The sequence below is a fragment of the Pseudomonas sp. NBRC 111143 genome, assembly GCF_001320965.1.
GTDB classification, from domain to species: Bacteria; Pseudomonadota; Gammaproteobacteria; order Pseudomonadales; family Pseudomonadaceae; genus Aquipseudomonas; species Aquipseudomonas machongensis.
In genome coordinates this window covers 64,907-79,460 of the sequence record NZ_BCBT01000026.1, presented here as the reverse complement: position 1 = coordinate 79,460, position 14,554 = coordinate 64,907, and the positions used below count along the sequence as shown (strand labels likewise).

The following is a 14,554-nucleotide window of genomic DNA, read 5'->3' as shown; positions in this document are numbered from 1 at the left end:
CCGTGCTTTTGTCGTGTTCCTGACTTGTGTAGGTGTAAACCGTTTGGGGAAAATGCCAAGGCGCTGCTTGAGCTTAAGTTGCTTGGCTGTTAGCGATGGGTGCCGGATGGAAAGTATTTCTGTCATCAGCTTGCTGCGTTGCTGACGAGTCAGCTTTCTGCTTGATCCGAACCATCCCAAGCCCGTGGTTCGCTTAAGTATCTGGAGGTATTTGATTGTATTAAGGGAGGCGCTGGCGATGCCAAGGAGAGAGATTGTTTCCAGAAGCGGTGAGAGAATTTTAAACCAAGTTTTGTGGTCCAGTTCATCGTTTGCTTCTGGTCGCGTGAGTTCCAGATAAACACGCGTTCCACCCAGATAACACTGAACGGCGGAAGCTCCAAGTGCAGCATGACCAGCAGCGCTTATCACAAGTCCGATACCCCCTGTGAAAGCGGCTACAGTGCCGCCCGACCACATCAGTACCACTCCACCTATCAACCCTGCACACGCCAACCCCGCATCCCAAATATCCGAAATCAACCTGGACTGCCGCGGATCCTTCACCTGTTGCTCAAGATACTGCTCAGCCGTAACCGCCCTGGGCAGCTCCTGCAGCACCACCCTCTTCGGCAGCACGCTGCAAACAGGCTGAAACGCCCGCAAGGTAATCGCGTTGTAATGAGTATCGACATAAACCACCCCCGCCCCGACGATGGCGGGATCGCGGTCGATTGCGGCATACAGTTTGGGAAGATCGATCGAGCTTTCGATCCGCTCTCGGGCGAAAGGCTTGAACGGGTTGCCACCTAATTCCGTGATGGGCGGGCGAGGCATGACGGGTCCTGAGCAGGGCGTCAGGAGAGACCGTTGGGTCAGCCGCTAGCCCGCGATTGAGGGACTCGCGAGCATAAGAAGGCGGCATCGTGGGGTATGTCGGACCGTTCCGAAACGGCTGTCGGAGCGGGCTACTCAAAGCGGCGAATCAGTCCGTCGAAAGCATTTCTGATCATCCAGGATGCGCTGGCAGGCAGGGCCGCACTGCGGCCCTTTCGCGGCAAGAGGCCGCGCCTGCATTGGGGTTTCACCCAGATAGTGATGATGCGCTGCGCGCTTAGAAATCCCACCGCGTAGTCACCATCACGTTCCGCGGTTCCCCATAAATCGCCGAGTTATAGAAACCCACGTTGGTGTAGTAGTACTTGTCGAAGATGTTGTTGACGTTGAGCGTCGCCGACAGGTTCTTGGTGAGCTGGTAGCGGGTCATCAGGTCCACCACCCAGTAGGATTTCTGGGTGATGTCCTCGTTCACGCCCTTGGGGCTGTTCCAGATCTGCTGCCAGGCCTTGTTCTGCCAGCGTGCGCCGCCGCCGATGGTCATCTTGTCCAGATCGCCGGTGAGCTTGTAGGTGGTGTAGAGGCTCAGTTGGTCTTCGGGCTCGAAGGTCGAGAGCTTCACGCCGTTGTCGTCGCGCACCACCTTGTGGGTGTAGCCGCCCTGCACCTGCCAGCCGGGGGCGAGCTCGCCGGAGACTTCCAGTTCGTAACCCTTGGTGGTCGCCTTGCTGCCCTTGAACGCGTAGTTGGGTGGGGTCGGCGTCTGGTTGTTGTAGGCGTCGTCCGGCACCGAGCGGTTGCTTTCCTTGACTTCGAAATAGGCCAGGCTGGCATTCAGGCGGCCGTCGAAGAATTCGCTCTTGATGCCGATTTCGTAGTTCTCGCCTTCATCCGGCTCGATCAGTTTGTTGTCGCGATCGCGGTTGTAGTTTTCCTGGGGCATGAATACGTCGGTGTAGCTGGCGTAGACCGAGACGTTGTCGTTCAGGTCGTAGATGGCGCCGGCATACGGGATGAAACGTCCGGATTCGGTGTAGGTCGGGGTCAGGCCGGTGAGGCTGTAGTTGACCACGCGACCGCCTAGCAGGACTTTCAGCTCGTCGGTGACATTCAGGCGGGTGGTGAGGTAGACGCCGGTCTGACGGATCACGTCGTCGGTGCGCTGCGATACCGGGCCCCAGTCGGGCTTGGGCAGGTTGCCGTGCCAGTTGTTGTAGTCCACGCGATTGGGCACCGAGAAGGTTTCGTCCCAGTAACCCTTCCCTTGCCAGTGGGCCTTGCTGATCGAGCCGCCGAGTACCAGGTCGTGCTCGCGGCCGAGCATGCTGAACGGACCGCTGATGTATAGGTCGGCAGAGTCGCTGGTGGTGTCGCCCTTGTAGCGTTGTGCGTTGATTTCGGCGCTGCCGTCGGGCTGTGGCTGGTCGAACTGGATGGAGCCCATCTGGGCGTCATAGCCGTTGTACTTGTGGTCTAGTTGCAGCTTGGTCACCCAGCCATCGCCCAGGTCGTGTTCCAGGGTGGCGAAGACGGTGCGGGTGTACTGCTGCCAACTGCTCCAGTCGGTGGCGTTGCTGAACGAGCGCTTGGCGTCGTTGCGCTCGCCTTTGGAGTTGAGCAGCGGGAAGCTGCCGGACCAGGTGGAGCCCTTGGGGTCGTTGTCCTGGTAGTCGGCGCCCACGGTCAGCAGGGTGTCGGGGGACAGGTCGAACTCGAGGATGCCGTAGAACACCGAGTTCTTGCTGGAGTAGCGGTCGATGAACGAGTGCTTGTCCTGGTAGGCGGCCACGGCGCGGCCGCGCACGTTGCCGGTTTCGGTCAGCGGGCCGCTGACGTCCAGCTCGCTGCGGTAGTTGTCCCAGGAGCCTGCGCCGAGGGTGGCGTGGCCTTGAAAGTCGGCGGTGGGCTTTTTGCGCACCAGATTGATGGTGCCGCCAAGGGAGCCGGCGCCGCTGAGCAGGCCGGAGGCGCCCTTGAGCACTTCGATGCGGTCATAGATCGCCGTGTCGCTCAGGGTGTTGCCTGCCGAGTAGGCGACGTTTCGCACGGCAGAGGGAATGCCGTCGTACTGGAAGTTGTTGATCGAGAAACCGCGGGAATAGTAGTTGGTCCTGTCGGTGTCGTAGGCCGACACGGTGATGCCGGGGGTGTGGCGCATCACCGCGTCGACGTTGTTGAGGGCAAAGTCATCCATGTGCTGGCGGGTGACCACGCTGATCGATTGCGGAGTTTCCCTGGGTTTGAGTACCAGGCGGGTGGCCGTGGCGATGGTGCCGGGTGTGTAGGAGCCCGTGCCTTCGGTGACGGTGCCCAGCTGGTTGCTGATGATGTTGGTCGCACTCAGTTCCAGCGGGCCTGTGGCCTGGGGGACGCGGGTCAGCATGACGGCGTTCGGGCCGCTGTATTCGAAGGCCAGCTCGGTGCCTGTCAGCAATTGGCTCAGGGCCTGCTGGGCAGTCATGCGCCCGCTGACGCCGGGCGATTCCTGGCCGTGGGCCAGCTCCGCCGAGTAGGCGATTTGCAGCCCGCTCTGCATGCTCAGTTGGTCAAGGGCGTTGGCCAAGGGTTGGTGGGCAATGCTGAAGGCGTAGGTGTCCTGTGCGGCGTGGCCTTGCTTGGCGCCAGCGGGCTCCACGGCCAGGGCGTTGCCACAGGCCAGGCAGATGGCTAGCGCCAGGATGGTCGGGGTGGGGCGCGGGTTGACTGATGGAGGATGCATGCGAGTGCCGTTCGAAATGGGAATTATTTAAAAAAAGCAAAATCCATGACGGGTTGGCACTTCGAAAGCCGTAAAACTTTTATTCGAGAACTATTCGATTGGCGCTGCTCAACGAATGATCAGTATGCCGCCCGGCAGGCGGGTGAGTTGCGCCGAGGTGACCGTGCTCAGCGCCTGGGCGATGGCCACGGGGTCATCCACCTGGTAGTTGCCGCTGACCCGTTGGTGGGCGGCGCTCTTGTTGAGCAGCAGGATCGGCGCGGGGTAGTAGCGCCGTAGGGTGTCGATGACCTCTGCCAGGGGCGCGTCCTGGAACGACAGACGGCCGTTGACCCAGGCCATCTGGCGTTCGCCGCCGTCGAGGTTCATGGGCTGCAGGCGGAGGCTGCGCAGTTGTTGCCAGTGGCCGGCCTGCAGCAGGCTGGTTTCTCCCGCCGCGTCGGCGAAACGCACACGGCCTTCGCGGACGGCGACGGTCACGCTGTCGTCGCCCTTGCTGACGCTGAATTTAGTACCGACCACCGTCACCTCGGCCTCGCCTGCCTGGATGGTCAGCGGGCGCGTCGTGTCGTGGAAGGCTTCGACGTAGATTTCACCGCGTAACAGGCGGATGCGTCGATGATCGGCGGCGAATTCGGTGCTGATCGCGCTATGGCTGCCCAGCATAAGGTGCGAGCCGTCGGGCAGCTCGACCTGCTCGGTCTGGGCTGTCGAGGTGAGGTAGTCGGCTTGCAGGCGCAAGGGCAGGTCGGCCCTCCAGCCCGCTACCAGCATGAGCAGCAGTGCGGCAGCGCTGGCATAGAGCGGTGTCCTGTCTGGCCGTTTTGGCCGGTTGGCCGGCATGGCCGGCAAGTGCAGGTCGGCTTCGAGGTGCTGCAAAGCGTGTTTGAACGCATCGGCATCCCACAAGGCTTGCAGGGCGTCGTAGGCCGCGGCATGTTGTGGGTCTGCGTCGCGCCACTGCTCGAAGCGCTGGCGCAGGGCAGGGTTCTGCGCGAAGGCCTGGCGTTGGGTGAACCACGCGCTGGCCTGTTCGCGGGCGGCCGCGTCGGGGGTGGCTTTTGCGGAGTGTTCAGTCATGAGGACCCTGCAGGTCGGTGGCCTTGATGCAGGCATTAAGGGCGTTGCGCAGATCTTTTTCCACCGTGCTCAGCGACACTTGCAGGCGCTGGGCGATTTCGCTCTGGGAAAGGTCGTGCAGTTTGTGCAGTACCAGGATTTGTTGTTGGCGCCTGGGCAGCGTCGCGAGGACCTGTTGAAACCGTTGCAGTTGTTGTTGGCCTTGAGCGTGGATTTCTGGCCCGGGGGCTGAGGTTGGAATCTCGCTGACAGGGTTTTCGTCGCTGAGCTGACACTCGAAGCGCCGCTTGCTTCGCTGACTGCGCAGGTGATCGAAAGCCAGGTATTGTGCGGTCTGGTAGAGAAACGGGTGCAGGTGTTCGATGGGCCGGGTGTTCAGGGCTTTCGCCACTTTCAGATAGGCTTCCTGGGCCAGGTCTTCCGCGAGACTGGCGCAGCCGACAACACGCGACAACATACGGACCAGGGCGGTGCGTTGGCCGATGAACAGCGCACTGAGCCTTTGTTGGTTGTCCCCGGTTTCCATGGTCACCGTTCCCCTCTGCCCAGACATGACGCCCGTTTGAAGGGGGGTATTCTAATGAGAATTCATATCATTACCAGCGGATTTGACAGAGAGGAGATCTGCCGAGGAGGGGGCTCACATCATCGCGTCGCCTTTTGACAAGCGATCCATTGCGCCGCTCCTGGAGGCCAACTCCCAGGAGCGGCAGCCTTCACCCGCGTACCGCTACCACCAGTTCCACCTCCAGCAAACCGCTGCTCGGCAACCCCGCCACCCCGAGCGCCGAGCGCGCATGTCGGCCGCGCTCGCCAAACACATCGATCAGCAGGCGCGAGCCGTGGTCGAGCACCTTCGAGTACTGCTCGTACCCATCCTCGGCATAGACGAACCCACGCATGAACAGCACGCGCTCGACCTTGTCCAGATCGCCGATAGCCTGTTCCAGCGCGCTCAGTGCGCGCAGTACGCAGGTGCTTGCGGCCAGTGCCAGGGTCTGGTCGGGGGTGTCGTCACGGGCGGGGCCGGTGATGATGTCTCGCTCCAGGCGGCACACCTGGCCGCTGACGTAGGCCGTGCCGTTGTGGACCACGACCGGCACGTAGTCACCCTTGGGCGCGGGAGCTTCGGGCAGGCTCAGGCCCAGGCTGTGCAGCTTTTCGCGCGGGCTCATGCGACCACCTGCGCCAGGCTCACCGGGCCGCCGAGCCAGAGCCCTTGCACCTGCGCCCTGTCATCGTGGCGAAAGCGCAGGGCAATCTGCGACGGGCGGCCCATGGCGCGACCTTGGCGCACCTGCAGCGGGCGGTCGTCGGCGCTGACCAGGCCGTTTTCCAGCAGGCCGAAGGCCAGGGCGGCGGCAGCGATGCCGGTGGCAGCGTCTTCGGGGTAGCCCGAGGACTTGGGGAATTGCCTGGCGTCGAACTGGCGGGCGGCGAGGTCGTGGACGGCATAGGGGTACAGGCCGGTCGAGCCGATGCGTTCGCACAGTTGCTCGATGCGCCGGTAGTCTGGCTTGAGGCTGTCGAGCACGGCGACGCTCTTGAGTGGGACCAATGTCTTCACGCGGCTGGTGGCGGCGTTCTGGATCGGCAGTGGGGCGAGTTCGTTGGCGCTGATGCCGAGCACGGAGAGAATTTCGGCTTCGATATCCGGCGCTGTCAGCGGCTCGACCTGGCCCTTGGGCTGGGTGATCTCGACCTGGATTGTGCCGTCGGGCGTGTGGCTGACCTGGGCCTGCACGCGACCGCTCAGGGTCCAGAGTTCGAGCTGTCGTTTGCTCAGCAAGCCCAGGTGCTCCAGCAGCCAGATGGCGCCGACGGTGGCGTGGCCGCACATTTCCATTTCGTGGTTGGGCACCCAGAAGCGCAGGGCGTAATCGTAGTTCGAACCTGACGGCGGGCTGCAGACGAAGCCGCATTCGTGGCCGTAGGCGCGGGCCACGGCCTGCATGTCGGCGTCGCTCATACCGTCGGCGCGGGCGACGGTGGGGGCGGGGTTACCGCCGTTGCTGGCGGCGGGGAAGACGTTGATCAGGTGGACTTCGGGGGTCATTGTTGCGCTCCTCGCGCCTGTGACAGTTCGGGGGCTACCGCCTCGACGATTGCGTTGGTGAAGACCGATTGTGGGTCGACGCTGACCGGCTCGGCCTCGACGGCATTCATGAAGTGGATGTTCTTGTCGATGCCGGCGCGTTCCACCGCGGGTGTGGCGGGATAGGAGGGCAGCGAGGCGGCCCAGGCGGCATCGAAGATCGTCGCGCTGGTGTGGGCGAAGTATGGGCGCACGGCTTCGCGGGCCTGGTCCGGGGCGTTGGCGATCAGTTGCTCGGCGCGCCATAGGGCCCGAACCATTTTGCGGGCGGTGTCGGCGTTGCCATTGAGCCAGTCTTCACGAGCGATCATGGCGGTGAAGAGGAAACCGTCCAGCGGCGGGTATTCGCCCTTGGCCAGGTCCATCAGCACGAACCCGCCCTGTTGCGCCGCGGTGGTGACAGTCGGTGGCGACAGCGAGAAGCCATTGATACTGCCCTGGGAAAACGCCGCGAGCATGTTTGGTGCGCCACCGACCGGCATCAGGGTCATGTCCTGGTCGGGACGCAGGCCGGCATCCTTGGCGAGGTAGCGCACCAGCATGTCGGTGGTGCTGCCGGGGCCGGTCACGCCGATCTTCAGGCCCTTGAGCGCCCGGGCACGGTCGGCGACCGGCGAGGCCGCCGTCACCCCGGCGGCGTTGGCGCTGGCCTGGTCGATCACCACCGTGGTGCCGAACTGGGTCTGCACCGAGGCGAAGGCCTGGACCTTCTGGCCTTTGCTGCGGGCGCGGATGGCCACGGCCGGCAGACCGACATAGATGTCGGCATCGCGCCCGAGCACGGCGGTGAGCGCCGCCGAGCCGCCTTTCTGGAAGACGATGGTTTCCACGTCCAGGCCTTCGTCGGCGAAATAGCCCGAGCGCTGCGCAACGTAGATCGGCACATACAGGAAGCCTTCGCTGGGGAAGGCCAGGCGCACCTTGGTGGTTTCGGCCGCATTGGCAGCCAGGACGCACAGCGCGGTGCCTGCGAGCAGCGTGGTCTTGAGCAGTCGTTTGAACATGAGGGCTCTCCGATAAGGTGGGCAGGCTCAGACCGCGACTTCGCGGTCGGCGTCGTTGGCTTTCCAGGGCATCAAGCGGCGCTCGGCCAGCTTGACCAGGGTGTTGAGGATCAAGGCCAGGGCGACGATGCCCACCAGCGCTGCGAATACCCCGGCGGTGTCGAACTGCGAGGCGGCGTCCGAGAGCAGGTAACCGAGGCCGCGGTTGGCGGCGATGATTTCACCCACCAGCGCGCCGATCAGCGCGTAGGGCACCGACAGGCGCAGGCCGGTGAACACCCAGGTGAACGCCGAAGGGATCACCACCATGCTCAGCAGGTCGCGCTCGCCGGCGCCCATCAGGCGCAGGATGGTCAACTGCTCGCGTGAGACGTTGCGCACGCCGCTGTAGGTGTTGAGGAAAACCAGGAAGAACACCACCGCAGCGGTGAGGATGACTTTCATCGGCAGGCCGATGCCGAACCACAGGATGAACAGCGGCGCCAGGGCGACTTTCGGCAGGCTGTAGAAGGCGGTCAGGAACGGGTCGAGGATATCGGCCAGCAGTTTTGCCCGGCCCAGTGCCAGCCCGGCCAGCAGCCCGGCGAGGGCACCGAAGAAGAACCCCAGCAGTGCTTCGAGGGTGGTAATGCCGGCATGGTAGAAGAACACCCCGTTGAGCAGGATCTTCCACAGGCTGGCGGCCACGGCGCTTGGTCGGCTGATGAAGAACTCGACGCCCAGCGCGCGGGAGATGCCTTCCCACAACACCAGCAATGCGATCAGGAACAGCAAGCGATAGACCTGAATCATGGGGCCTCCAGGGCGTGGGTCAGCGAGGAAGGATCGGCAGCGCCTGCGATCTCGGGGGCAAGGCGTTGCCAGAGGTCGGCGCACAGTTCGACGTAGTGCGGGTCGCTGCGCAGGTGCACGAGGTTGCGCGGCTGCGCCAGTGGCACGTCGATGACGTGGTCGATGGTGCCGGGGCGCCCGGCGAACACCACGCAGCGGTCGGCGAGGGCGATGGCTTCATCGACGTCATGGGTGACGAACAGCACGGTCTTGTTCAGTTGCTTGCACAGGCGCAGCAGTTCGGTCTGCAACGACAGGCGCATCTGCGCATCGAGCGCGCCGAACGGCTCGTCCATCAGCAGGGTTTCCGGGTCGCTGGCCAGCAGGCGGGCCATCGCCGCACGCTTGCGCATGCCGCCGGAGAGCTGGTTGGGGTAGCTGGCGCCAAAGCCGCTCAGGCCTACCAGTGCCAGCAGTTCCTCGACGCGTCGTTCGATGTCGCGCTTGGGCTGGCGACGAATCTGCAGCGGCACGGCAATGTTGCCGGCCACGCTGCGCCAGGGCAGCAGATGATCGGCCTGGGTCATGTAGCCGACGCGGGTGTTCACGCCTTTGACCTCGGCGCCGTCGTAGTGCACGCGCCCTTCGCTGGGGCCGAACAGGCCGGCGGTCATGTTCAGCAGGGTGGACTTGCCGCACCCGGATGGGCCGACCAGGGTGATGATTTCGCCGCGCTGGATGTCCAGCGACACGCTGTGCACCGCCACGAAATCGCGTCCGTTCACTTTGAAGCGCTTCTGCACTCCGGCAAAGCTGATGAAGGGTTCTCGCCTCACGGCCCCGTCCTCTTGTTGTTGTGTACGGGAGGCAGGATGCAGGGCAATGGAAATCGCGGCGCACGCGATCAGGCCCGATCATGCGCGTGATCGGGCCATCGGTTTCAGAGCGTCAGTGCTGGGCCTGGCGGCGGAATTCGTCTGGCGCGCAGCCGTGCGCACGGCGGAACAGGTGCGCCAGGTGCGAGGGCGATTCGAGCCCGACGCTGTTGGCGATCTCCAGTACCGACAGGCGCGTGTGCAGCAGCAGGTTGCCTGCTCGCTCCAGGCGTAGCTGTTGCAGGTAGGCCAGCACCGACAGGCCCGTGTGCTGGGCGAACAGGCGGGTCAGGTGGCGGCGGGAAATGTGGAAGGCGGCGGCGAGTTCGTCGAGGCTGTTGGGCTGGTCGAGGTTGCCGTTCAGGTAGCGCTGCACATCACGCACCAGCGCCGCGCCGTGACGTTCGGTGGAGGAGCGTTGCAGGCTGGGTTGGCTCAGCGAGATCGCCAGGCATTCGAGCAGCAGCAGGTGGTCGGTCTGGGTGATCTGCCGGCGACGGTCGATGTAGGGATCGGGCTGGCTGAAGGCTTTTTTCGTCAGCAGCAGGTGATGCAGCGGCGCCGAGGCGTGCCAGATGCCAAGCGTGGGCAGGCGCAGCAGGCGATTGGCGTCGCCTGAGAGATCGCGCAGGGCGAAGTTCATGTAGTCCGGGTCGACATAGAACGCCACATGGCCCTGGCTTGCCGTCAGCGACGACGACGAGTGGCTCCACTGCGGCGGCACCAGCACGAACTGGCGATCGACCACCGAGGTGGTGCGGCCAGTCTGTTCGTCCTTGAAACGCAGCAGCCCGTGCTCGGGCACCATGAGCATGAACTCGTCATGCTCGTGCGCCCCGGTTTCGTAGGCCCCGTTGGAATTGAAGACGCTGTAGATCTCGCGCATCGGCTACACCTAGGGACGTCCAGGCTGAAGGCAGGATAGTAATCCTGCCGGCGGTATTGGCGAAAGCCGTCGGTCCGGAGGCTACCGCACGACTTGGGCCAGGTTGCCGATGAACTGCCGCAACCATTCATGATGCGATTTGTTGTGCCGGGCAATGTCCCAGACCATGAAGCAGCGGAACGACGGCACCGGGAAGGGCACCGGGCTCACGGTCAGGTCGGTCATGGCGGCATAGCTCTCGGCGGCGAAGCTGGGGATCGTGGCTATCACTTCGCTGTTCATCAAGGTGCTCAGTGCGCCGCTGAAGTGCGTGAACGAGGCGGTGACATGCCGCGCATAGCCTGCCGCCTCGAACATGTCGTCGATGAAGCCGCGGCGGCCATCGTAGGAAATTCGCACATGATTGGCGGCGAAATAGTCTTCCAGGGCGATGGGTTCGTTTGCCGCGCCATTGCGTGGGCGGTAGAGGCAGGCGTAGGACGAGGAAAACAGCACCTGTGAGGAATAGCTGGTGTTGAAGTCCTTGGGCTCGGCGCAGATCACCAGGTCCATGTCAGGGTCTTGCAGCGACTGTTTCCACAGCGAGCTGTTGCTCTGGTGGAAGGCGAAGGTCACGCCCAGGCCTTCGGCCGCTGCGGCGTTGACGATGCGCGGCGCCAGGCAGGCCTCGATATCGTCAGACAGGCCGATATTGAAGACATAGCTGGAATCATGCGGCGAAAAGTCGGGTTCTGTCCCCAACAGGCCGGATATGGAGGTCAGGGCTTCGGTGATCTTCGGCGCCAGCTCCATGGCCTTGCGCGTGGGTTGCATGCCCGAGGCGGTGCGGATGAACAGTTCGTCGCCGAAGTGCTCGCGCAGGCGGCGCAAGGCCGAGCTCACCGCGCCCTGGGTCACGTGCAGCATGGCCGAGGCGCGGGTGGCGCTGCGTTCGGTCATCAGGCAGTGAAAGGTCAGCAGCAGGTTCAGGTCGATCCGAGAAATATTACGTACGTTAATCCGGCTCATATTTCCTAATCGTTTGCCCCGTGGTCGGTGGTGTTTCTAGTCTGGTGCCCACAACAGATAACAACACATAGGTGGATCCGGTGGGCACGATTTCGCATAGCGTGGGTGAAAGCAATACCCATACCAGGGGTGGGCAGGTGGATATCCGCAAGCGCGCCATCGCGGTGGGGATCGGCAACTTCATGGAGTGGTTCGACTTCGCGGTGTACGGCTATTTCGCGGCGGTGATCGGGATGCTGTTCTTCCCGTCCAGCGCGCCTGGCGTGTCGCTGCTGTCGTCGTTGGCGGTATTTGCCGTGGGCTTTCTCTCGCGGCCTTTCGGGGCGCTGATCCTGGGGCCGATCGGTGACCGTTTCGGCCGGCGGGCGGTGCTGATCATCACGGTGTTCGGCATGGGCGTGTGTACCACGATCATCGGGTTGTTACCCACCTACGAGGCGATTGGTATCGCCGCGCCCGTGCTGTTGATCGCCATGCGCTTCGTGCAGGGGATGATGGTCGGCGGCGAGTGGTCGAGCGCAGGCATCTACATCGTCGAGAGCGCGCCGGCGAATCGCCGCGCCACGGCGGCCAGCGTGATCACCGGGACTGCCGGGCTGGCGTTCCTGTTCGGCACCTTCGTCGCCGCGACCATCACCACCACGCTCAGCGACGCGCAACTGACGGCCTGGGGCTGGCGCCTGCCGTTCGTGGCCTCGATCGTCATGACCGGCATCGCCATCTTCATCCGCCGCAAGCTGGGCGATACCCCGGTGTACGAAGAGATGGTGCGCCAGCGCGATTCGGCGCAGGCCCCGAGCAAGGCCGTGCGGCGCCGGGCGTTCATCACCACCTTTGCCTTTTCGGCACTGTTCGGGGTGTCGCTGTATTACTTCGTCACCTACGCCAACAACCACCTGGTCACCACCGTGGGGCTGCCGCGCAGCACGGCGCTGTGGCTGTGCAGCATCGCGCTGGTGGTGTACGTGATCGTCAACCCGCTGATTGGTCGGCTCAGTGACCGCATCGGCCGGCGCAAGCTGTTACTGGGCGCCGCGGCGGCGCTGACGGTGCTGGCGTTTCCGATTTTCCTGTTGATCAACAGCGGCAACAGCGCGGCGATCCTGCTCGGCTTGATCATCCTGGGTGTGCTGGTGGCGGTCACGGCAGTGATGGACGTGGTGCTGCTGGTGGAAGTCTTCCCGGCTTCGATCCGCTCCACTGGCGCGGCGCTGGGCCACAACCTGGCGCTGGCGATCCTGGCAGGCCCGGGGCCGTTCATCGCCGCGGCGCTGATCCGCATGACCGGCGACGCCAACCTGCCCGCTGCCTACCTCGCCGGGGTCTCGCTGCTGTGCCTGCTGGTGCTGTGCAAGACCTTGCCGGAAACCCGTGACAACGACATCAGCCGTTTCTAACCACAGACAGGAGTCATCATGACCCGTGTAGCAATCATCCAGGCCGCTTCCGTTCCTTATGACGCGATGGCCAGTGTCGAGAAGGCCGCCGGTATCCTGCGGCGGGTGGCGGAGCAGGGCGCACAACTTGCGGTGTTCCCCGAGGCGTTCATTGGCGGTTATCCCAAGGGCGCGGCGTTCGGCAGCGTGGTGGGCAATCGCAGTGCTGCCGGGCGCGCGCTGTACCAGCGCTACGTCGAGGGTGCGGTGGCCCTGGACGGCCCGGAGCTTGCGGCGTTTGCCGAAAGCGTCGAGCAGACCGGCGTGACTGCCGTGGTCGGCATCATCGAGCGTCATGGCCGGACCCTGTATTGCACCGCTGTCACTCTGGCGCCGGGCCGGGGCATTGCCGGTTATCACCGCAAGCTCATGCCGACCGGGCAGGAGCGCCTGATCTGGGGCTTCGGCGATGGCTCGACCATTGAGCCGGTGCAGACCGACTTCGGTGTGCTCGGCAGCGTGATCTGCTGGGAGAACTACATGCCGGCGCTGCGCCAGGCCATGTATGCACAAGGGGTGCAACTGTACTGCGCACCGACTGCCGACGATCGACCGTCGTGGGCCAGTTCCATGGTGCATGTGGCGCTGGAGGGCCGAGTGTTCGTGCTCTCTGCCTGCCAGGCGATTCGCCTGGGCGAGTATCCGCAGCAGCACCGCGAGGCGTTCGGGCTGGACTTCGCCGATGACGACTACGTGATGCGCGGAGGGAGCATGATCGTCAGCCCGCTGGGTGAGGTACTGGCGGGGCCGGTGTTCGATTGCGAGACCGAACTGTACGCCGATCTGGACATGAGCCAGTTGAGCCAGGGCAACCTCGATTTCGATGTGGTGGGCCATTATGCGCGGCCGGATGTGTTCGAGCTGAAGGTCAATATCGCGCCGTTGCGGGCGGTGAGCTTCGACGGTTGAGATCGTTGGGGCCGCTTTGCGGCCCAATCGCGGGACAAGCCCGCTCCCACAGATACGTGCGCTGAATCCCGTGTCAGCGCACGTATCTGTGGGAGCGGGCTTGTCCCGCGATTGGCCGCGATTGTATCGCCCTGTATCTCATCCCTGATCCTGCGTACTTGCATACAAATCCCTCCCTCCCCGGATACGCCCCCGATACACGCTGACGTTCAAATGGCTCCACCCGAACGAACGGGGCCAGGCGCCCGGTTCATCGGCTCTCGCCCTAGGGGCAATGAACCCAGCGGAACGACCGCACTGACATCCGGAGAAATGCCATGTCCCATAACCCGATTTCCACCAAGGCTCGCATCGGCCTGTTCGCCATCGCCCTGGCAGGCGGTATCAACGTCACCAGTTCCGCTTTCGCTGTTGAAGCACTGCCGCAGGGCTACCAGCTTGCGGCCAACGAGAAGGCCCCGGAAGGCAAGTGCGGGGAAGGCAAGTGTGGCGCCCAGGGCAAGGCCACCCAGGCCGAAGGCAAGTGTGGCGAAGGCAAGTGCGGTGCTCAGGGCAAGGCCACGAAGGCCGAAGGCAAGTGTGGTGAGGGCAAGTGCGGTGGCCAGGCGAAAGCCACTGGAGCCGAGGGCAAGTGTGGTGAAGGCAAATGCGGCGATGCCTCCTTCGCCCGCACCGACACCGACCACGATGGCCGCGTTTCGCGTGCCGAACTGCTGGCCGTGGCGCCGAAGGCCAACGCCGAATTCGATGCGATCGATGCCAACCACGATGGCTACCTGTCCGAGGCGGAGGTGTATCAGTTCCGCAAGCATCAGTTCGACGCCAACGGCAAGCCGTTCCCATCCGACCTTTACAGCCGCCTGAGCCAGGCCAAGCAGTAACGGCCATTCGCGCCCTTCCCGCACCCTTGGTCGGGGAGGGCCGTGCGCAACGTCCTGATCGCCAAGAAGGAGAT

The 14,554-nt window shown here is 63.8% G+C and carries 14 protein-coding genes; 3 read left to right on the top strand and 11 right to left on the bottom strand.

The window, feature by feature from the left end; genetic code table 11:
* The 11 genes from APH44_RS15800 to APH44_RS15750 all read right to left on the bottom strand — a co-directional run.
* Nucleotides 1–816 (bottom strand): hypothetical protein (locus APH44_RS15800; protein ID WP_054893553.1); only part of this gene is annotated, 816 nt, incomplete at its 3' end.
* Between the two features lie 277 nt (nt 817–1,093).
* Complete coding sequence (locus tag APH44_RS15795) at nt 1,094–3,535, bottom strand: TonB-dependent siderophore receptor (protein WP_054893552.1); 2,442 nt, start codon at nt 3,533–3,535, stop codon at nt 1,094–1,096.
* Nucleotides 3,536–3,643: 108 nt separating this feature from the next.
* Entirely contained in the window at nt 3,644–4,615 is a 972-nt protein-coding gene (locus tag APH44_RS15790; protein ID WP_054893551.1) for a FecR domain-containing protein, read from the bottom strand.
* The gene (locus APH44_RS15785) at nt 4,608–5,141 is read right to left on the bottom strand and encodes an RNA polymerase sigma factor (RefSeq protein WP_054893550.1); all 534 of its coding nucleotides are present in this window, start codon (nt 5,139–5,141) and stop codon (nt 4,608–4,610) included. Before APH44_RS15785 ends, APH44_RS15790 begins: the two co-directional genes overlap by 8 nt.
* Before the next feature lie 190 nt (nt 5,142–5,331).
* Entirely contained in the window at nt 5,332–5,790 is a 459-nt protein-coding gene (locus tag APH44_RS15780; protein ID WP_054893549.1) for a RidA family protein, read from the bottom strand.
* Entirely contained in the window at nt 5,787–6,671 is an 885-nt protein-coding gene (locus tag APH44_RS15775) for a PhzF family phenazine biosynthesis protein (RefSeq protein WP_054893548.1), read from the bottom strand. Before APH44_RS15775 ends, APH44_RS15780 begins: the two co-directional genes overlap by 4 nt.
* On the bottom strand, nt 6,668–7,714 hold the full coding sequence (locus APH44_RS15770) for an ABC transporter substrate-binding protein (protein WP_054893547.1): 1,047 nt from the start codon (nt 7,712–7,714) through the stop codon (nt 6,668–6,670). Before APH44_RS15770 ends, APH44_RS15775 begins: the two co-directional genes overlap by 4 nt.
* A gap of 27 nt (nt 7,715–7,741) precedes the next feature.
* Nucleotides 7,742–8,506 carry an ABC transporter permease gene (locus APH44_RS15765; RefSeq protein ID WP_054893546.1) on the bottom strand — a complete coding sequence of 255 codons (765 nt, stop codon included), beginning with the start codon at nt 8,504–8,506 and terminating at the stop codon, nt 7,742–7,744.
* The gene (locus tag APH44_RS15760; RefSeq protein ID WP_054893545.1) at nt 8,503–9,321 is read right to left on the bottom strand and encodes an ABC transporter ATP-binding protein; all 819 of its coding nucleotides are present in this window, start codon (nt 9,319–9,321) and stop codon (nt 8,503–8,505) included. The genes APH44_RS15765 and APH44_RS15760 overlap by 4 nt, the downstream gene beginning before the upstream one ends.
* Before the next feature lie 112 nt (nt 9,322–9,433).
* Nucleotides 9,434–10,246 (bottom strand): AraC family transcriptional regulator, encoded by an 813-nt coding sequence (locus tag APH44_RS15755; RefSeq protein ID WP_054893544.1) that lies wholly within the window; start codon nt 10,244–10,246, stop codon nt 9,434–9,436.
* Between the two features lie 81 nt (nt 10,247–10,327).
* The gene (locus APH44_RS15750) at nt 10,328–11,254 is read right to left on the bottom strand and encodes a LysR family transcriptional regulator (protein ID WP_054893543.1); all 927 of its coding nucleotides are present in this window, start codon (nt 11,252–11,254) and stop codon (nt 10,328–10,330) included.
* Between the two features lie 137 nt (nt 11,255–11,391).
* On the opposite strand from APH44_RS15750, the gene APH44_RS15745 reads away from it, so the two are divergent.
* From APH44_RS15745 to APH44_RS15735, 3 genes are all read left to right on the top strand, one after another.
* Nucleotides 11,392–12,651 carry an MFS transporter gene (locus APH44_RS15745; RefSeq protein WP_256216730.1) on the top strand — a complete coding sequence of 420 codons (1,260 nt, stop codon included), beginning with the start codon at nt 11,392–11,394 and terminating at the stop codon, nt 12,649–12,651.
* An 18-nt stretch (nt 12,652–12,669) separates the two neighbouring features.
* Nucleotides 12,670–13,599, top strand: a complete 930-nt coding sequence (locus APH44_RS15740) for a carbon-nitrogen hydrolase family protein (protein WP_054893541.1) — start codon at nt 12,670–12,672, stop codon at nt 13,597–13,599.
* 317 nt (nt 13,600–13,916) lie between these two features.
* The gene (locus APH44_RS15735) at nt 13,917–14,480 is read left to right on the top strand and encodes a hypothetical protein (protein WP_054893540.1); all 564 of its coding nucleotides are present in this window, start codon (nt 13,917–13,919) and stop codon (nt 14,478–14,480) included.
* Nucleotides 14,481–14,554: the final 74 nt, after the last annotated feature.

What these genes read in the sequence shown, in the direction of transcription:
- APH44_RS15735 (WP_054893540.1), top strand. Translation starts at nt 13,917, where the DNA reads ATGTCCCATAACCCGATTTCCACCAAGGCTCGCATCGGCCTGTTCGCC.
- APH44_RS15755 (WP_054893544.1), bottom strand. Translation starts at nt 10,246, where the DNA reads ATGCGCGAGATCTACAGCGTCTTCAATTCCAACGGGGCCTACGAAACC.
- APH44_RS15775 (WP_054893548.1), bottom strand. Translation starts at nt 6,671, where the DNA reads ATGACCCCCGAAGTCCACCTGATCAACGTCTTCCCCGCCGCCAGCAAC.
- APH44_RS15770 (WP_054893547.1), bottom strand. Translation starts at nt 7,714, where the DNA reads ATGTTCAAACGACTGCTCAAGACCACGCTGCTCGCAGGCACCGCGCTG.
- APH44_RS15790 (WP_054893551.1), bottom strand. Translation starts at nt 4,615, where the DNA reads ATGACTGAACACTCCGCAAAAGCCACCCCCGACGCGGCCGCCCGCGAA.
- APH44_RS15740 (WP_054893541.1), top strand. Translation starts at nt 12,670, where the DNA reads ATGACCCGTGTAGCAATCATCCAGGCCGCTTCCGTTCCTTATGACGCG.
- APH44_RS15795 (WP_054893552.1), bottom strand. Translation starts at nt 3,535, where the DNA reads ATGCATCCTCCATCAGTCAACCCGCGCCCCACCCCGACCATCCTGGCG.
- APH44_RS15785 (WP_054893550.1), bottom strand. Translation starts at nt 5,141, where the DNA reads ATGGAAACCGGGGACAACCAACAAAGGCTCAGTGCGCTGTTCATCGGC.
- APH44_RS15750 (WP_054893543.1), bottom strand. Translation starts at nt 11,254, where the DNA reads ATGAGCCGGATTAACGTACGTAATATTTCTCGGATCGACCTGAACCTG.
- APH44_RS15780 (WP_054893549.1), bottom strand. Translation starts at nt 5,790, where the DNA reads ATGAGCCCGCGCGAAAAGCTGCACAGCCTGGGCCTGAGCCTGCCCGAA.
- APH44_RS15765 (WP_054893546.1), bottom strand. Translation starts at nt 8,506, where the DNA reads ATGATTCAGGTCTATCGCTTGCTGTTCCTGATCGCATTGCTGGTGTTG.